This window comes from Amycolatopsis lexingtonensis, from assembly GCF_014873755.1.
Classification (GTDB): Bacteria; Actinomycetota; Actinomycetes; order Mycobacteriales; family Pseudonocardiaceae; genus Amycolatopsis; species Amycolatopsis lexingtonensis.
The window spans coordinates 10424965-10440405 of record NZ_JADBEG010000001.1; the positions used below are offsets into that span (position 1 = coordinate 10424965).

At 71.4% G+C, this 15441-nt stretch carries 17 protein-coding genes; 5 read left to right on the forward strand and 12 right to left on the reverse strand.

Going from position 1 to position 15441, the window contains the following annotated elements:
- Nucleotides 1-42: 42 nt before the first annotated feature.
- Nucleotides 43-876, forward strand: a complete 834-nt coding sequence (locus H4696_RS48020; protein ID WP_086865023.1) for a LysR family transcriptional regulator — start codon at nt 43-45, stop codon at nt 874-876.
- Between the two features lies 1 nt (nt 877).
- Here the strand turns inward: H4696_RS48020 and shbA are convergent, their stop codons facing one another.
- Both shbA and H4696_RS48030 read right to left on the reverse strand, forming a co-directional pair.
- A complete protein-coding gene (shbA, locus tag H4696_RS48025) occupies nt 878-1471 on the reverse strand; it encodes an RNA polymerase sigma factor ShbA (protein WP_169735202.1) in 594 nt (197 codons plus the stop codon).
- A gap of 146 nt (nt 1472-1617) precedes the next feature.
- The gene (locus tag H4696_RS48030; RefSeq protein ID WP_086865025.1) at nt 1618-2106 is read right to left on the reverse strand and encodes an RNA polymerase sigma factor; all 489 of its coding nucleotides are present in this window, start codon (nt 2104-2106) and stop codon (nt 1618-1620) included.
- 638 nt (nt 2107-2744) lie between these two features.
- On the opposite strand from H4696_RS48030, the gene H4696_RS48035 reads away from it, so the two are divergent.
- Nucleotides 2745-3008 (forward strand): WhiB family transcriptional regulator, encoded by a 264-nt coding sequence (locus tag H4696_RS48035; protein WP_086865026.1) that lies wholly within the window; start codon nt 2745-2747, stop codon nt 3006-3008.
- Nucleotides 3009-3179: 171 nt separating this feature from the next.
- Here H4696_RS48035 and H4696_RS48040 read toward each other — a convergent pair whose 3' ends face one another.
- The gene (locus tag H4696_RS48040; RefSeq protein ID WP_086865027.1) at nt 3180-4178 is read right to left on the reverse strand and encodes an RNA polymerase subunit sigma-70; all 999 of its coding nucleotides are present in this window, start codon (nt 4176-4178) and stop codon (nt 3180-3182) included.
- A 39-nt stretch (nt 4179-4217) separates the two neighbouring features.
- Between H4696_RS48040 and H4696_RS48045 the strand changes: the two genes are divergently transcribed.
- Together H4696_RS48045 and H4696_RS48050 are read left to right on the forward strand one after the other, a co-directional pair.
- Nucleotides 4218-4961: a decaprenylphospho-beta-D-erythro-pentofuranosid-2-ulose 2-reductase gene (locus H4696_RS48045; protein ID WP_086865028.1), complete on the forward strand. Its 744-nt coding sequence runs from the start codon at nt 4218-4220 to the stop codon at nt 4959-4961.
- 345 nt (nt 4962-5306) lie between these two features.
- Entirely contained in the window at nt 5307-6503 is a 1197-nt protein-coding gene (locus H4696_RS48050) for an LCP family protein (RefSeq protein ID WP_086865029.1), read from the forward strand.
- 4 nt (nt 6504-6507) lie between these two features.
- On the opposite strand, the gene H4696_RS48055 is transcribed toward H4696_RS48050, so the two are convergent.
- The 7 genes from H4696_RS48055 to H4696_RS48085 all read right to left on the reverse strand — a co-directional run bounded on the left by H4696_RS48055 (nt 6508) and on the right by H4696_RS48085 (nt 12897).
- On the reverse strand, nt 6508-7698 hold the full coding sequence (locus H4696_RS48055; RefSeq protein WP_086865030.1) for an acyl-CoA dehydrogenase family protein: 1191 nt from the start codon (nt 7696-7698) through the stop codon (nt 6508-6510).
- Nucleotide 7699: 1 nt separating this feature from the next.
- Nucleotides 7700-8605 carry a 3-hydroxyacyl-CoA dehydrogenase NAD-binding domain-containing protein gene (locus tag H4696_RS48060; protein WP_086865031.1) on the reverse strand — a complete coding sequence of 302 codons (906 nt, stop codon included), beginning with the start codon at nt 8603-8605 and terminating at the stop codon, nt 7700-7702.
- The gene (locus H4696_RS48065; protein ID WP_086865032.1) at nt 8602-9348 is read right to left on the reverse strand and encodes an acetoacetate decarboxylase; all 747 of its coding nucleotides are present in this window, start codon (nt 9346-9348) and stop codon (nt 8602-8604) included. Before H4696_RS48065 ends, H4696_RS48060 begins: the two co-directional genes overlap by 4 nt.
- Before the next feature lie 2 nt (nt 9349-9350).
- Entirely contained in the window at nt 9351-10094 is a 744-nt protein-coding gene (locus H4696_RS48070; protein WP_192782946.1) for a crotonase/enoyl-CoA hydratase family protein, read from the reverse strand.
- A 48-nt stretch (nt 10095-10142) separates the two neighbouring features.
- Complete coding sequence (locus H4696_RS48075) at nt 10143-11285, reverse strand: CaiB/BaiF CoA transferase family protein (RefSeq protein ID WP_086865436.1); 1143 nt, start codon at nt 11283-11285, stop codon at nt 10143-10145.
- 117 nt (nt 11286-11402) lie between these two features.
- The gene (locus tag H4696_RS48080) at nt 11403-12308 is read right to left on the reverse strand and encodes a LysR family transcriptional regulator (RefSeq protein ID WP_192782947.1); all 906 of its coding nucleotides are present in this window, start codon (nt 12306-12308) and stop codon (nt 11403-11405) included.
- A 46-nt stretch (nt 12309-12354) separates the two neighbouring features.
- Nucleotides 12355-12897 carry a TetR/AcrR family transcriptional regulator gene (locus H4696_RS48085; protein WP_086856599.1) on the reverse strand — a complete coding sequence of 181 codons (543 nt, stop codon included), beginning with the start codon at nt 12895-12897 and terminating at the stop codon, nt 12355-12357.
- 80 nt (nt 12898-12977) lie between these two features.
- Between H4696_RS48085 and H4696_RS48090 the strand changes: the two genes are divergently transcribed.
- A complete protein-coding gene (locus tag H4696_RS48090; RefSeq protein ID WP_086856598.1) occupies nt 12978-13391 on the forward strand; it encodes an ester cyclase in 414 nt (137 codons plus the stop codon).
- Here H4696_RS48090 and H4696_RS48095 read toward each other — a convergent pair.
- Complete coding sequence (locus H4696_RS48095) at nt 13345-14718, reverse strand: HAMP domain-containing sensor histidine kinase (RefSeq protein WP_086856597.1); 1374 nt, start codon at nt 14716-14718, stop codon at nt 13345-13347. The genes H4696_RS48090 and H4696_RS48095 overlap by 47 nt on opposite strands.
- Nucleotides 14715-15401: a response regulator transcription factor gene (locus H4696_RS48100; RefSeq protein ID WP_086856596.1), complete on the reverse strand. Its 687-nt coding sequence runs from the start codon at nt 15399-15401 to the stop codon at nt 14715-14717. Before H4696_RS48100 ends, H4696_RS48095 begins: the two co-directional genes overlap by 4 nt.
- Nucleotides 15402-15441 lie beyond the last annotated feature (40 nt).

A 15441-nucleotide genomic window follows, 5' to 3' on the forward strand; every position in this document is an offset into this window, starting at 1 on the left:
GACCGGACTGACTGTCATCGTGAATCGCGATAAAGTGCTCCCGTGCTGGACCCCCGCCTGTGCCGTTCCTTCCTCGCCGTCGCCGAGACGCGCAGCTTCACCGCGGCCGCGCGACGCCTCGGCGTCGGCCAGCCGACCGTCAGCCAGCACGTGCGGCGGCTCGAACGCGACTCGGGCGGGCTGCTGTTCGCCCGCGACACCCACACCGTCGAGCTCACCGCGCGCGGGCAGGCGATGCTGGGGTTCGCGCAGACAGTCGTCGACACTGAAGAACGCGCGGAGCGGCACTTCCGCGGCGCCGAGCTGCGCGGCCGCGTCCGGTTCGGCGTGTCCGAGGACTTCGCGCTCGGCGAGCTGCCGGAGATCCTGCACCGGCTGCGCCGCAGTCACCCGCTGGTGGACGTCGAGCTGACCGTCGAGCTCTCGGACGTCCTGGCGCAGCGGCTGCGGGCCGGGCAGCTGGACCTGGTGCTGGGCAAGCGCCGCCCGGGCGCGCACCACGGGCGGCTGCTCTGGCGGGAGCCCCTGGTCTGGATCGGCTCGGCGGCCACCGTGCTGGAGCCCGGCGAGCCGGTGCCGCTGGTGCAGTACCCGATGCCGTCGATCACGCGGCAGCTGGCGGTTGAGTGCCTCGAGCGCGCCGGCCTCGAGTGGCGCGCGGCGTGCCAGACGTCGAGCCTGACCGGCCTGCGCGCCGCGGCGGCGGCCGGTCTCGGCGTCACGCTGCACGCGCGCAGCCTGGTCCCGGCCGACCTGATCGAGCTCGACGGCCTGCCCGAACCCGGCGACATCGAGTTCATGCTGCTGGCGAGGGAGTCGATGGCGGGCCCGGCGGCGGCGCTGGCGGAGTTCGTCCTCGAGCGGGTGCGGCGCTGAGTCAGTCCTCGTCGCCCAGGAGTCTTCGGAGGCGCCCGAGCGCGCGGTGCTGGGCCACGCGCACGGCGCCGGGGGTGGAGCCGACCGCGGCGGCCGTCTCCTCCGCCGACAGCCCGACCACGATGCGCAGCACGACGATTTCGCGCTGCTTCGCCGGGAGCACGTCCAGCAGCCGGGCCAGCCGCTCGTTCAGCTCGAACCGCAGCGCGTGCTGCTCGGGGCCGGCGGCTTCGCTGACGCCGTCCGGGATCTCGGGCACCGGGTCGGTGCGGTTGCGCGCCGCGGCGCGGTGGGCGTCCGCCACCTTGTGCTGGGCGATGCCGTAGACGAACGCGAGGAACGGCCGGCCCTGGTCGCGGTAGGACGGCAGCGCGGTGAGCACGGCGAGGCAGACCTCCTGCGCGACGTCGTCGGCCGAGGCGAACGAGCGCTCGTGGCGGCCGACGCGGGCCCGGCAGTAGCGCACCACCAGCGGGCGGATGGTGGCGAGCAGCCGGGCGGTCGCGGCGTCGTCGCCGGCGATGGCGTCCGCGACCGGCTCGTCGTGCCGGCGCCAGTGCGCGGGGAACGCGTCGGCGGGCTGCGCCGCGGCGATCTCCCGGACCAGCACCCGGCTGCGCACCCGCAGCAGGGTTCCCTCCACGTCGAGGCCGGCCCGCAGCGAGTCGTGCAGCGCGGTGTTGGACTCCCGCAGCAGCTCGGTGATCGCGCGGTCCCCGTATTCGGTTGCCGGCATGGTGCTCACCTTTCCCTGTCCCGCTGGTCACCGGGCCGAACGGCCCGGAGTCGCCGGAGGCGTTCCCGCACGTGGCGGAGGGTGGAGCGGACGGTCGCGGGCGCGATGCGCAGCGCGTCCGCGATCTGCGCCGGGGTGAACCCGTCGAGGGACCACGCCAGGACCATCCGTTGCCGGCCGGGCAGGGACGCGAGCAGGTCGATGAGCCCGGCGTGCTGGTCGACCAGCGCCGCGAGCTCGTCGTCGTCCCGCGGATCACCCGCCAGCGTCCAGTCCGCGCGCGCGTCGCCCGCGCCGTCGAGCAGCCGCCCGGCGACCCGGCGGACCCATGCCCGCGGGTCGTCGAGGGCCGGCCACGCCTCCAGCGCGTGGACCATCGCCTCGGCGGCCGCGTCCCGCGCGGTCTCGACCTCGAACCCGGCCTTGCAGAGGAACGCCACCAGCGGTGCGAAGTCGGCGCGGAAGAACGCGTCGAAATCGTCGTGACCGCCCACCGACCCCTCACCACCCCTCGCCTCCACAAGGACAGGTGCGGCGAGGTGACCGCTACGTGTAACGATTCGATCAAGACTGCCCGGTAGGAGTAATGCGGCGCTTCTCCTTGGTGACGCGACGTGACGAATGACCGCGGACATGTCGGGTACCCGGGCTCGATGATCACTGGGACACGGCCCGGCGACGGGCAGACGCGGGAGCGGAGCCGCGAACGGCGGATTCCGGACGCCGGCGGGGTGCCGCGGCCCGGACCCCGGCGGCGGACACGGCCGCCGCGAAGATCGGGCTGGGCGCCCGGGGTTTCGGCCGCGTCCGGCCGGGAAAGCCTTGCCGGACAGGGAAAGGCTCGTCGGCGCCGCCAGGGCCGAGCCGGCCGGCGGAGCACGCTCGGGCGCCGGTCGCAAGGGACGCGCCGGAGGGTGTCGTCGCCGATCGGGTGACGTGATCGACATCGAGATCCCGGGAAGAAGGGCGTACTCTCACGTGTTGCAGTCTTGGTTGCCCGGAGGGTGAGCCGGGGACCGAAGCCAAAACCCCTTGACTAACGCGGATACGCTCGCGCGCGCCCGCCCCGGTCAAGTCGGTTGACGCGCGCTGACAATGGGAAACAGAAGAACAAGGGAGGTGAACGAAGGAAATGGAAGCCACGATGACGGGCTGGGCGGAACTCGCGGCCTGCAAGGACGAGGACCCGGAACTGTTCTTCCCGATCTCCGCCGTAGGCCCCGGTGCCCGGCAGACAGCGCAGGCCAAGGCCGTGTGCGCCCGCTGCCCGGTGCGCGCCGAATGCCTCGGCTACGCGCTCGACAACGGGCTCGACCACGGTGTTTTCGGCGGGACCACCGCCGAGGACCGACGCCGGCTGGCGCGTCCCGCGCCGCAGCGGCACCGAGTGGCCTGACCGCCGCCCGGTGACCTCTTCCCGGCGGCCTCGAGCTAATGACACCGAATCCGGAAGATAATCGGATCGGGGAGTACGCGTGCCCGGGCGGGTGATTTTTTGCGAATCACCCGCCCGGGCATTTTCACGCGCACGGACGGCGTGCAATTTACTTGGCGCCGGGGATTGCGGTCAGCGCAACCCGTGCTCATCGTGCTCACCTGGCCACGCTTCGGGCAGTCCCCAGGCGGCGGCCGGCACCGACTCGAACGCGGCCATCGCCGTGATCAGCCCGGCTTCGACCGTCAGCACGGTCACCCCGAACCACCGGAACCCGGCTTCGCCCGGCCGTCGCAGGTAAGTGGCCACGGCGGGCCGGCCGTTGGCGCGGACCGGCCGCATCCGGAACCGCCCGACGCAGTGCGGTGACGCCGGGTCCATCGACAGCGACAGCGCCCGGATGATCGAGGCGCGACTGGCGAACCACAGGGTGTACGGCGGCATGACCGCCTGGGCGTCCTCGCGCAGCAGCCGCGCGACCGCGGCGGGGTCACCGTTCTCGTACGCGGCGATGAACCGCTTGAGCAGCGCCGCTTCCTCGGCCGTCGGGTCGCCGGCCGTCCACTCGGCACGGCGCGGGGGCAGTCGCTCACGCAGCGTCGTCCGTGCCCGCTGGAGCGCGCTGTTCGCCGACGCCACACTCGTCTCCAGCGCCGCCGCGGTCTCTTTCGCCGGCCAGCCGAGCACGTCGCGCAGGACGAGCGCGGCCCGCTGCCGGGGCGGCAGGTGCTGGAGTGCGGCGAGGTAGGCGAGCTCGATGGTCTCCCGGTCGACCACGGCGTCGGCCGGCCCGGCCCCGTCGAGCAGCCGGTCCGGGTACGGCTCGAGCCACGGCAGGTCGGCCGCCGCGATCGGCCCGTCCGGCTCCCCGGCGGGGCCGAGCTGGTCGGGCAGCACCCGCCGGGGACGGCGGGCGAGGACGTCGAGGCACGCGTTCGTCGCGATCCGGTAGAGCCAGGTGCGCGCGCTCGCCCGGCCTTCGAAGCCGTCGCGGGCCTTCCACGCCCGCAGGAACGTCTCCTGCGCCAGGTCTTCGGCCTCGCTCAGCGAGCCCAGCATCCGGTAGCAGTGCACCTGGATCTCCCGGCGGTGCCGTTCGACGAGCGTCTCGAAGTCCGGAGTGCGACCCACCCGGGCACGCTAGCGCACCCGGGCTGGAAGACTGCGGCGATGAGCGGAACGGTGCTGGTGCTCGGCGGACGCAGTGAGATCGGACTGGCCCTGGCGAAACGCCTGGTCAGCGGCGACACCCGGCGGTTCGTGCTGGCCGCGCGCCCGGGCGCGGACCTGACCGCGGAGGTCGCCGCGCTGCGGGCGGCGGGCGCGGAAAGCGTCGAGACCGCGGACTTCGACGCCGACGACCTCGCCGCGCACGGCCCGTTCCTGGAGAAGGTGGCCGCGGAGCACGGCCCCTTGGAGACGGTGGTGCTCGCCTTCGGCATCCTCGGCGACCAAGCGCGCGCGGAGACGGACGCGGCCCACGCCGCGGCGGTCGTGCACACCGACTACGTCGCCCAGGTCGGCGTGCTGACCCACGCCGCGAACCTGCTGCGCACCCAGGGCCACGGCACCCTGGTGGTGTTTTCGTCGGTGGCCGGGATCCGCGTACGCCGCGCGAACTACGTCTACGGCTCGGCGAAGGCCGGTCTCGACGGCTTCGCGAGCGGCCTCGCCGACGCGCTGCACGGCTCGGGTGTCCGCCTGCTGCTGGTCCGCCCCGGCTTCGTGATCGGGCGGATGACCGAAGGCATGACGCCGGCGCCGTTCTCGAGCACCCCGGACCAGGTGGCGGAGGCGACGGCGGCCGCGTTGCGCCGGGGCCGTGGGGTTGTTTGGGTGCCTGGGGTGCTTCGCCCGGTGTTCTTCGCGATGCGCCTGCTGCCGCGCGCGATCTGGCGCCGGATGCCCCGCTGACACGATCGCCGCTGTGCCCGCCGGAAGGTCTTGAATGAGTCATTCAGGACCTCCGAAGACCTGAATGACTCATTCAAGACCTCTCGCGTGGTCGTCGAACCGGCGCGCACCCGCGGGCCGCGCGAGGCCGGGCCGGGCGCGGCGGCAGCCGCTGTGGCCAGTGCCACAGCACTTTCCCGTGCCCGCTCCGGCACGGTCCGTCGCGAAAATCGGCCGATCGGCTCGAACCGGCTCGGCCGATCGGGCAGCGTCACGACCTTCCTACAATTTTCTCAGCTGATTCCCAGCTAACCCGGTGATCCTCAGAGGAGGGGTTCAAACCAGAGGGAAGCAAGGGGAAGTGCCGTGCTGTTGTCGTCCCGGGGGCGCCGCGTCGGTGGGCGCGTGGCCATCGGCGTCGTGTCGACGCTGGTGCTCGCCGTCACCGGGTACGCGTGGACGCAGCTGAGCAAACTGGACGCCGGCATCGTCACCGCGGACGTCATCCCGCCCTCGGCGCAGATCGACGGCGAAGACGCGATTCCCGGCGAACCGCTCAAAGTGGCCCAGAACATCCTGCTCGTCGGGATCGACGCCCGCACCGACACCTACGGCAACCCGTTGCCGCAGAACGTGCTCGACGCCTTGCACGCCGGGAGCGGGGACGACGGCGGGGACACCACCGACACGATGATCGTCGTGCACATCCCGGCGGGCGGCGCCGCGGCCACCGCGATCTCCATCCCGCGCGATTCCTATGTGGATATCGCGGGCGGGTACGGCAAGCACAAGATCAACTCGGCCTACAGCCGCGGCAAGAACGCTTCGATGGCCGGGTTGCGCGCCCAGGGGCTGAGCGGCCCGCAGCTGGAGGTCGCGGCGAACGCGGCGGGCGCGAAGACGGCGATCCAGACCGTCGAGAAGTTCACCGGGCTGACGATCAACCACTACGCGGCCATCAACCTCGCCGGCTTCGACGCGCTGTCGCAGGCGGTCGGCGGCGTCGAGGTCTGCCTCAAGGAGCCGGTGCACGACAGCTACTCTGGCGCGGACTTCGCGGCCGGGCCGCAGACGCTGTCCGGCGCGCAGGCCCTGGCCTTCGTCCGGCAGCGCCACGGCCTCCAGAACGGCGACCTCGACCGGATCGCGCGGCAGCAGGCGTTCCTGTCCGGGATGGCCAAGAAAGTACTGAACACGGGCACGTTCACCGACGTCTCGAAGCTGAACTCGCTGGTCAGCGCGGTGCAAGGAGCCGTGGTCCTGGACAAGGGCTGGGACGTCCTGAGCTTCGCGCAGCAGCTGCGGGGGATGACGTCGGGCGCGATCGCGTTCGCCACCATCCCGGTGCAGAGCCTGTCGCTGCAGACGCCGTCCGACGGCGACGCGGTGAAGGTCGACCCGGCGCAGGTCCAGCAGTTCGTGCGCACGGCGATCAGCACGCCCGCGGTGCAGGCCTCGGGCGACGACACGACCGGCGGCGTCAAGCCGGTCGCGGCGACCACCACCCGGACGCCGGACAGCAAGCAGCCGGCGACCAGTACGGCCGCCGGCTGCGTGAACTAGCCCGTCACACGAACGCGGACTGTCCCGTGATCGCCTTGCCGACGATCAGGGTGTTCATCTCGCGCGTGCCCTCGAACGAGTAGATCGCTTCGGCGTCGGCGAAGAACCGCGCGACGTCGTATTCGAGCACGATCCCGTTGCCGCCGAAGATCTCCCGGCTCCAGGCGACGACCTCACGCATCCGCGAGGTGACGAACGCCTTGGCCAGCGACGACTGCTCGTCCTTGAAGATCCCGGCGTCCTGCAGGCGGGCCAGCTGCACGAGCATGCCCCACGACGCGGTGATGTTGCCGAGGCTCTTCACGAGCAGGTCCTGCACCAGCTGGAAGCGCGCGATCGGGCGGCCGAACTGCTTGCGCTCCTGCGAGTAGGCCAGCGCGGCCTCGTAGGCGCCGATCATCACGCCGAGGGCCTGCCAGGCGACGCCGCCGCGGGTGGCGCGCAGGATCTCGGCGACGTCGCGGAAGCCGTTGATGCCCTGCAGCCGGTTGGCCTCCGGCACGCGGACGTCGGTCAGGGTGATCTCGGCGTTCTCGACGATCCGGAACGCGGTCTTGCCCTGGATCTTCTCCGGCACGAAGCCCGGCGTGCCCTTCTCCACGACGAACCCCTTGACGTGGTTGTCGTCCAGGTCGCGGGCCCACACGACGACGTAGTCGGCGAAGGTCGCGTTGCCGATCCACTTCTTGGCGCCGTTGAGGATCCAGGTGTCACCCTGTCGCTGGGCGGTGGTGCGCATGCCACCGGCCACATCGGACCCGCCGAGCGGCTCGGTCATCGCGAACGCGCCGATCTTGTCCATCGCGGCCATCTCCGGCAGCCAGCGGTCGCGCTGCTCCTGGCTCCCGCCACTGTAGATGGAGTACATCGCGAGTCCGTTGTGGACACCGAAGAACGTCGCCACGGACGCGTCGGTGCGGCTCATCTCCATCGCCATCATGCCGGTGAGCAGGTGGCTGACCGCGGGCTTGTGCTCGCCATAGCCCTCGTAGGGCAGGCCGGCGAGACCGCTCTCGCGGAACATCCCGATCAGTTCCTTCGGGAAGGTGCCGGCTTCCCAGTTTTCGTTCACCAGCGGCTTGACGTCGTTCGTCATGAACTCGCGCGCCTTGACGAGCAGCTTGCGCTCGTCGTCGGGGAGCAGCGCCTCGAAGTCGTAGAAGTCGGCGGTCAGCTTGTCCTTGAGCGGTTCCATGTCAGTTCTCCTCCACTGCGTGCAGAACGGCGAGCTGCTTGCGGTCGCGCGTCTCGGCCAGGTCCGAGTACGTGGAGGAGCCGTAAGCGGTTTCGACGGCTTCGATCAGCCGCTCCTGCTCTTCGGGGCTCTGGCTGGGATTGCCCAGCCCGGCCCACATCTTCTTCATCGACTTGCCGATGTGCTCGGCCATGTGCCGGTAGCCACCGGGGCCACCGCCGAGGTGCGAGCCGAGGAACGGCCCGACCGTGGCCCAGCGGATGCCGAGCGAGTTCGTGATGACCTTGTCGAGTTCTTCCGGCGTCACGACACCCTGTTCGACGAGGTAGATCGCCTCGCGGCTGAGCGCGTTCTGCAGCCGGTTGCCGACGAAGCCGGGCATTTCCTTGCGCTCCACGACCGGCGTCCGGCCGAGGGAGGTGTAGAACGCGACGGCCCGCTCGACCGACTCGTCGCTGGTGCGCTCGCCGGGGACGACCTCGACCAGCGGGATCAGGTGCGGCGGGTTGAACGGGTGTCCGATGAGGACCCGGCTGCCGTCGATCTCGCCGGTGAACGCCGTCGAGGGGATGGCGCTCGACGAGCTCAGCAGCAGCGCGTGTTCCGGAGCTTCTTCGACGAGCTGCTTGAACAGGCCCTTCTTGAACTCGACGTTCTCCGGCCCGTTCTCCTGCACGACGTCCGCCGCTTTCACTGATTCAGTGACGCTTTCGGCGATGCTCACCCGGCTCGCCAGTTCGGCGGCGGTGGTACCCAGGTGCGGCGCGAACGTCTTCAGCGCTTCGGCGACGGCGTCGGCGAGATCCGGGCGGGGGTCGGTGACCCGGACGGTCAGGCCGTGGTGGGCGAACAGAGCCGTCCAGGACAGGCCGATGGTGCCGGCGCCGATGACTGCGGCGTTCTTCATGACTGCGCTCCCTTCAGGTAGTCGAAGACCGGCTTGACCGGGGCGAGCGTCAGGTCGGTGCGGATGTGGCTCGCGGAGACGACCTCCAGCACCGGCAGGTCTGCCAGCGGGGCCAGGACGTGCTGGAACAGCTGCAGCCGCGCGGGGCCGGTGTAGGCCTCCTTGACCACGACGTCGGTGATCTCGGTGCGGACCAGTTCCTGCACCCGCGGCGCGCCGTCGTAGCCCGGGATCGTCTTGAGCATGAACGTCGGGACGGTGATCTGCCGTTCGGCTTCGCGGGCGTCCAGTTCGTGGTGCTTGTAGCCCATGGTCGCGGTGGCCACCCGGAGCGTCCCGTAGTCCAAAGTGCCCACCAGGACACCGTTGTCGACATAGAGGTTCGGGCTGCCGACCGTCTTCGGGTACGCGCTGACCTCGCGCCCGGACGCCGTCGCGGGGAAGTTGTCGAGGTACATCGCGTGCAGGTACTCGCCGCGCTCGCCGTCGAGGCTGACCTCGATCGCCTGGCCGGACTCGGTGTACGGGCCGTAGCCGGAGACGTCGCCCATCTTCATGACTTCGAAGCGCACCAACGGTTCTTCGACCTTCAGCGGCTCCGGGACGACCGCGCGCAGGGCGTCGGCGTCGGTCCGGTAGACGATGTTCAGGTACTCGCGGTCGGTGAACCTCGGGACCACGGGCGCGAACGCCGGGGCGGTCAGGGGAGTGGTCACGTGCCTGCGGACTTCGTCGATCTTCATGGTTATTCGCCTGTCCACTTCGGAGCGCGGCGCTCGGCGAAGGCGGTCATGCCCTCGCGGACGTCGGCGGACTGCATCAGCTTCTTGATTTCCTCGCGCTGCACGGCTCGGGGATCCGCGGCCCGCACGATCTTCTTGACGGCGGCGAGCGCGAGCGGCGCGTTCTCCGCGAGCTTCTCGGCCAGCTGCAGCGCGACGGCGGCGGCGTCACCGCTCGGCGTCACGCGGTTGACCAGGCCCAGCTCCCCGGCGCGGCGGCCGGTGACCGGCTCGCCGGTGAGGAGGAACTCCATCGCGAGGTGGTGCGGGATCCGCTTCGGCAGCCGGAGCACGCCGCCGCCCGCGGCGATCAGGCCGCGCTTGACCTCGGGGAGGCCGAACTTCGCATCTTCGGCGGCGACGATCAGGTCGCAGCCCAGCGCCAGTTCGAACCCGCCGCCCATCGCGAACCCTTCGACGGCGGCGATCAGGGGCTTGCTCAGCTCGGCTTCGGTCAGGCCTCCGAACCCGCGTCCCGGGATCTCCGGGGACTCGCCCTTGAGCGCGGCCTTGAGGTCCATGCCGGCGCTGAAGGTGTTCTCGGCGCCGGTCAGGACACCGGCCCGCAGCGCGGGGTCGGCTTCCAGTTCGTCGAGGGCCGCGGCCAGCCCGGCCGCGACGGCGGCGTTCACCGCGTTGCGGGCCTGGGGCCGGTCGATCGTGATCAGCAGGGTGCCGCCGATCCGTTCGGTGCGTACTTCACTCATGACTTCACACTTCCTTGACGCCACTTTCGTCGGGAAAGATGCGTTGGTCTAGACCAGCTCGGCGAGGACTTCGGCGGTGTCCTGGCCGGCCAGCGGGGCCAGGCGGCGGATCGAGCCGGGCGTCGCGGAGAACTTCACCGGGATGCCGACCGTGCGGATGGTGCCCTCGCTCGGGTGCTCGACGGTGTCGAGCAGGTGGCCGTCGCGGACGTAGGGGTCCTCGTGCGCGCGGTCCAGTTCGAGCACCGGCGCCATCGGGATGCTGTGCTTCGCGCAGACTTCGGCCCACTCCGCGGTGGTCAGCGCCGGTGCGCAGGCGGCGATCTGCTCGGTCAGCCACTCGTTGTCGGCGCGGTCGATGGCTTCGCCGTTGACGCGCGGGTCTTCGGCGAGGTCGGGGCGTCCGGCGGCGGCGAAGAAGTCGCGGAAGTTCTTCGGGTTGTAGGGGATGACGCAGGCGAGGCCGTCCTTCGTGTGGACCGCGGCGTGCCCCTTCGTCATCGACAGCCCGAACCCGGTGGGGCCCTCGGCCGGCTCGTAGGTGTGCCCGGCGAGGTGCTCGACCAGGTTGAACGCGAGCAGCGTGTCGGTCATCGGGATCTCGATCTGCTGGCCCTCGCCGGTCTTGTCGCGGTGGACCAGCGCGGCGAGCACGCTGTAGGCGATGGTCAGCGACGAGACCTTGTCGCCGATGATCGTCGGCAGGTAGACGGGCTGGCCCAGCGCGCGGTTGGCCACGTCGACCAGGCCGGAGGAGGCCTGCACGGTCTCGTCGTAGGCGGCGTTGCCGGCCTGCGGGGAGTCGCCGCGGAAGCCCTGCGCGTGGGCGTAGACCAGCCGCGGGTTGCGCTCGGCGACGTCGGCGTAGTTCAGGCCGAGGCGGCTCAGCGCGCCGGGGCGCATGTTGGTGATCAGCACGTCGGCGGTGTCGATCAGCTTGAGGGCCTGCTCGCGTTCGGCGTCGTCCTTGAGGTTGAGGGCCACGCTGCGCTTGTTGCGGTTCACGTTCAGGTTCAGCGCGGTCATGCCCGGCGTGGTGCGGTACTGCCCGACGCGGACGGTGTCCGCGGGGGACTCGATCTTGATCACGTCGGCGCCCAGGTCGCCCAGGATCTGGGCCGCGTACGGGCCCATCACCACGGTCGAGAGGTCGATCACGCGCACGCCGTCCAGGGGGCCGGTGCTGTTCATCGTTCGTCCTTTCGCGCCTTGCTGTTTCGCTCTACTTACGAAGCTAATAGCGTGGGCGGCGAAAGGGAATGATCATGATGCGAACAATGGTATGACTCTGGCGGTCATACCATTGTTCTAGCTGGTGAGGGGTTCGGCGAAGATCTCTTTCGCGGCGTCGACGAGCTTCCGCAGGTCGCCGTCGGTGCGATCGCGCCGCCAGAGCAGGCCGGTGTCCAGCTGGGGGCGGAAGTCGCTGAAGGGCAGCACGATGACGTTGTCGAGCCGGTAGCCGTGCATGGGCGACTTCTCGTCGAGCATGGAAATGGAAAACGCCTCACCACTGGAAATGATTTCGGACGTCCCGCCGTACCCGGTGTTGGTCAACCGGATGCGTTTCTTGACGCCGAGCTCGCTCAATTGGTGGTCCAGCTGGTCGAAATAGGCCGGGACGATTTCCTCCGGCGAGGCGACGTACGGGAAGTCGGCCAGCTCGGCCAGGCTGACGGAGTCCCGCCCGGCGAACAGCTCGGCGGGCACGACGGCCCCGAGCCGTTCGGTCATGACGGGCAGCTGCTCCAGCGCCGGATCGGTGACCGGCAGCCGTGCCAGCGCGAGGGCGAGCTTGCCCTCGTGCACGCCCTGCACGAGATCGGCGGTGGTCCCGGGCCAGCGTTTGAGCTCGTATTCGTCCCGGACCCGCTCGGCGAGCGCCTTGACGCGTTCCCGCAGATCGGGGTGCACCCCGGCCGGCATCCCGAGGAAAACGGTCCGCCGCTGCGGCTTGGTCGCCTCGGCGAGCTTCCACGGGATGGCACCGACCTGTTCGAGCACGTCTCGCGCGAGGGGCAGCAGCGCGGTCCCGGCGTCGGTGAGGGTGACGTGGTGGGTGCTGCGGTCGAACAGCCGCTGCCCGAGCTCGTGCTCGAGGTCCTTGATCCGCTGCGACAGCGGCGACGCGGCCATGTGCAGCTTCCGCGCGGCGGCGGAGAAGTTCAGCTCCTCGGCGACCGCGACGAAGTAGCGCAGGTGCAGCATCTCCATGCCCCGACCCTACGGCCCGCCCGCGTCGTCCACCCGGGACGCGTGATCAACTGGCCGACACGCCTCGGCGGACCAGGTCCAGGAGGTGGCCGGCGCGGTCCGAAGCGCCGGAGAGCGCGATGCCGGTGGCGAGCAGGACGAGGTCGAGGGCCTGGGTGTCGGCAGTGACGGCTCCGGCCGCCTTCGCGCGGTCCACCAGGGCCGCGGCCGTCTCGTTCACCGTCGCGTGCCACTGGGCGAACAGCGTTTCGTGGTCGCCGGCCGGCGTGGTCAGCGACAGGGCGAGATCGCGCTTGTCCCGGACGTGCTCGACGAACGCCGCCAGCCACGCGAACAGCTCCGCGCCGGGGTCGGCCGAGTCGAGACGCGCGTTCCCCGTCAGCGCGGCGACTTCGCTCGCGTACACGGCGATGACCAGCTCGCGACGGCTGGGGAAGTGCCGGTACATCGTCGCGTTGCCGATGCCCGCGCGCCGGGCGACGCGGTCGAGCGGCGCGTCCGGGCCGTCCTCGGCGAACACCTCCTTCGCCGCGGCCAGGAGTAGCGCGTGGTTGTCGCGGGCGTCGGATCGACGGGCTCGTGGGGGCATCGCGCTCCTTGCCAACCGGGGAGTTCCCCGGTTAGCGTAGTCGCACTCTAACCGGGGAACTCCCCACTTAAGGAGCGAGCATGGATGCCGCCGAAGTCCACCGCCGGCTGGTCGCGCTGACGCCGTTCACGGCCGAGAGCGTCGCGGAAGGCCTGCGCTACATCGACCCGGACGTCGTCGACCACCGCGGCGGCGCCGGTGGCGACCACCACGGCATCGACGCCTGGCGGGCGAAGTGGGAAGCCATGCTGGACGGCGGGATCTTCGCCGGTTTCCGCGACATCGGCGTGCGGGTCGAGCAGAACGTCGCCGACGGCGAGTTCTCGGTGAACCGCTACACGAGCACGAGAACGGAGATCGCGAGCGGCCGCCGCTACGCCGTGACCAGCATGGACATGATCCGCATCCGCGACGGCCGGGTGGTCGAGCACTGGGCCCTGATGGACGTCACCGCCCGGGCGGCCCAGCTGGCACCAGGGGGAACGTCATCGTGAACGCCGCGCCGCCCTCCGGGGCCGGACCCGCGGTCAACGTCCCGCCCATCCGGGTCACCAAGCCGTGGACCAGTGCCAGCCCGATTCCCGACCCCACCGGCCGCCGGTCGCGGTAGCGCGCGTTCAGCACTCCCCGCTCGAACGCCACCGGGTAGTCCTCCGGAGCCAGCCCCGGCCCGCCGTCGCGCACCGAAAGGGAAGCGCCGGAGGCGGACACCGAGAGCGCGAACACCATCGGCGCCCCCGCCGGCGTCACCCGCAGCGCGTTCTCCGCCAGCCCGTCGACCACCTGACGCAGGCGCCGCGCGTCCGCCACCACCAGCACCGGAGGAGCCGGCGCCGAAATCGACAGCCGCACGTCTTCCCGGGCGCACCGCAGCTGCCACACCTCCGCACAATCACGAACCAGCGCGGCGAGGTCCACCGAAGCCAGGTCCAGCCGGAACTCGTCCGCGCCCAGCCGGGCCAGTTCCAGCAGGTCCGTCACCAGCCGCTCGAGGCGGGCGGCCTCACGCTGGATCGTCTGGCCCGCGCGCACCGCGTCGTCACCGGCGGCGACGCCGTCCGCGATCGCCTCCGCGAAGCCCGTCACCGCCGTCAGCGGGGTGCGCAGCTCGTGGGACACCGACAGCAGGAACTCCCGCTGCCGCGCCTCGCTCACCGCCAGCGCGTCGGCCAGCGAATTCAACGAGCCCGCCACTTCCGCCACCTCGCGCGGTCCCTGCACCGGCACCCGCACGTCCCGCCGGCCCGCCCGCAGCGAACCCGCGGCGAGCGCGGCCCGCCGCAGGGGACGGCCCAGCAGCCGCCCCGACGCGAACCCGGCGACGGCCGCCACCAGCAGGCCGATCCCGAGTGCCAAAGCGATGTTGCGCACCAGCGCGCGTTGCGTCGCGTCGGCGTTGCGGGCGGGCAAGACCAGCGCGAACGCCGCCCCGCGCGTGCCGACCACCCGCGTCTCGACCAGGTACTGCGCGCCGCCGGCCGTGACGCGCCCCGAGTGGTTCGCGCCGAGGCCGAGCTTGGTCGCGGCCTGCACCGCGGTCGCTTCGCCGAGCGCCTGCGCGCCGCCCGCGCGGCGGACCACCACCGAGATGCCCTGGCCGCGCACGACGTCGGCCACCTTGCCGACGCCCAGCCGGTTGCCGATGCCGGTCTCGTCGAGCTGCGTGGCGACGACGTCGGCCTGCGCGGACAGCGACGACTGCAGCACGTTGTCCGCCGTCGTCCGGATCAGCCGCGCCGCGACCAGCCCGGCGACGATCACCGCGATCCCCGCTACCGCCAGGCACACCAGGGTGATCCGGCCGGCCAGCGTGCCCCTCACGCCGGGTCCGCCGCGTAGCCGATGCCGCGCACCGTCCGGATCGGACTCGACGCGCCGAGTTTCGCCCGCAGCTGCGCCACGTGGACGTCGACCGTGCGGGTTCCCGCCGCCGCGGCGTACCCCCAGACCGCGCTCAGCAGCTGGTCGCGCGAAAGCACCTGCCCCGGGTGCCGGAGCAGGTGCGTGAGCAGGTCGAACTCGGTCGACGTCAGGGAGATTTCGACGTCGCCCGCCCAAGCCCGCCGGGAAAGGACGTCGACCCGGGCGCCGCCGACGCTGAACGTCTCCGCGGCCGGCGTCGCCCCCGACGCGCGCCGCAGCACCGTGCGGACCCGGGCGGCCAGCTCGCGCGGGCTGAACGGCTTGGTCAGGTAGTCGTCCGCGCCGATCTCCAGGCCCAGCAGCCGGTCGAGCTCGTCGTCGCGGGCGGTGACGAACAGTACCGGCGTCCAGTCCCCGGCCGCGCGCAGCGCCTTGCAGATCTCGATACCGTCCATTCCGGACAGTCCGATGTCGAGCACGATCGCCACCGGCTTCAGCCGCCGCACGGCGTCGAGCGCCCGCCCGCCGTCGGTCTCGACGTGCACTCCGAAGCCGTCGCGCTTGAGGTACAGCGCCGCCAGCTCGGCGATCGCGGCCTCGTCCTCGACCACGAGGACGAGGCCGCGCCCCGGTGACCCCATGCCTACTCCCGTCTCCACCGCCGTGTGCGGGGAGACGCTA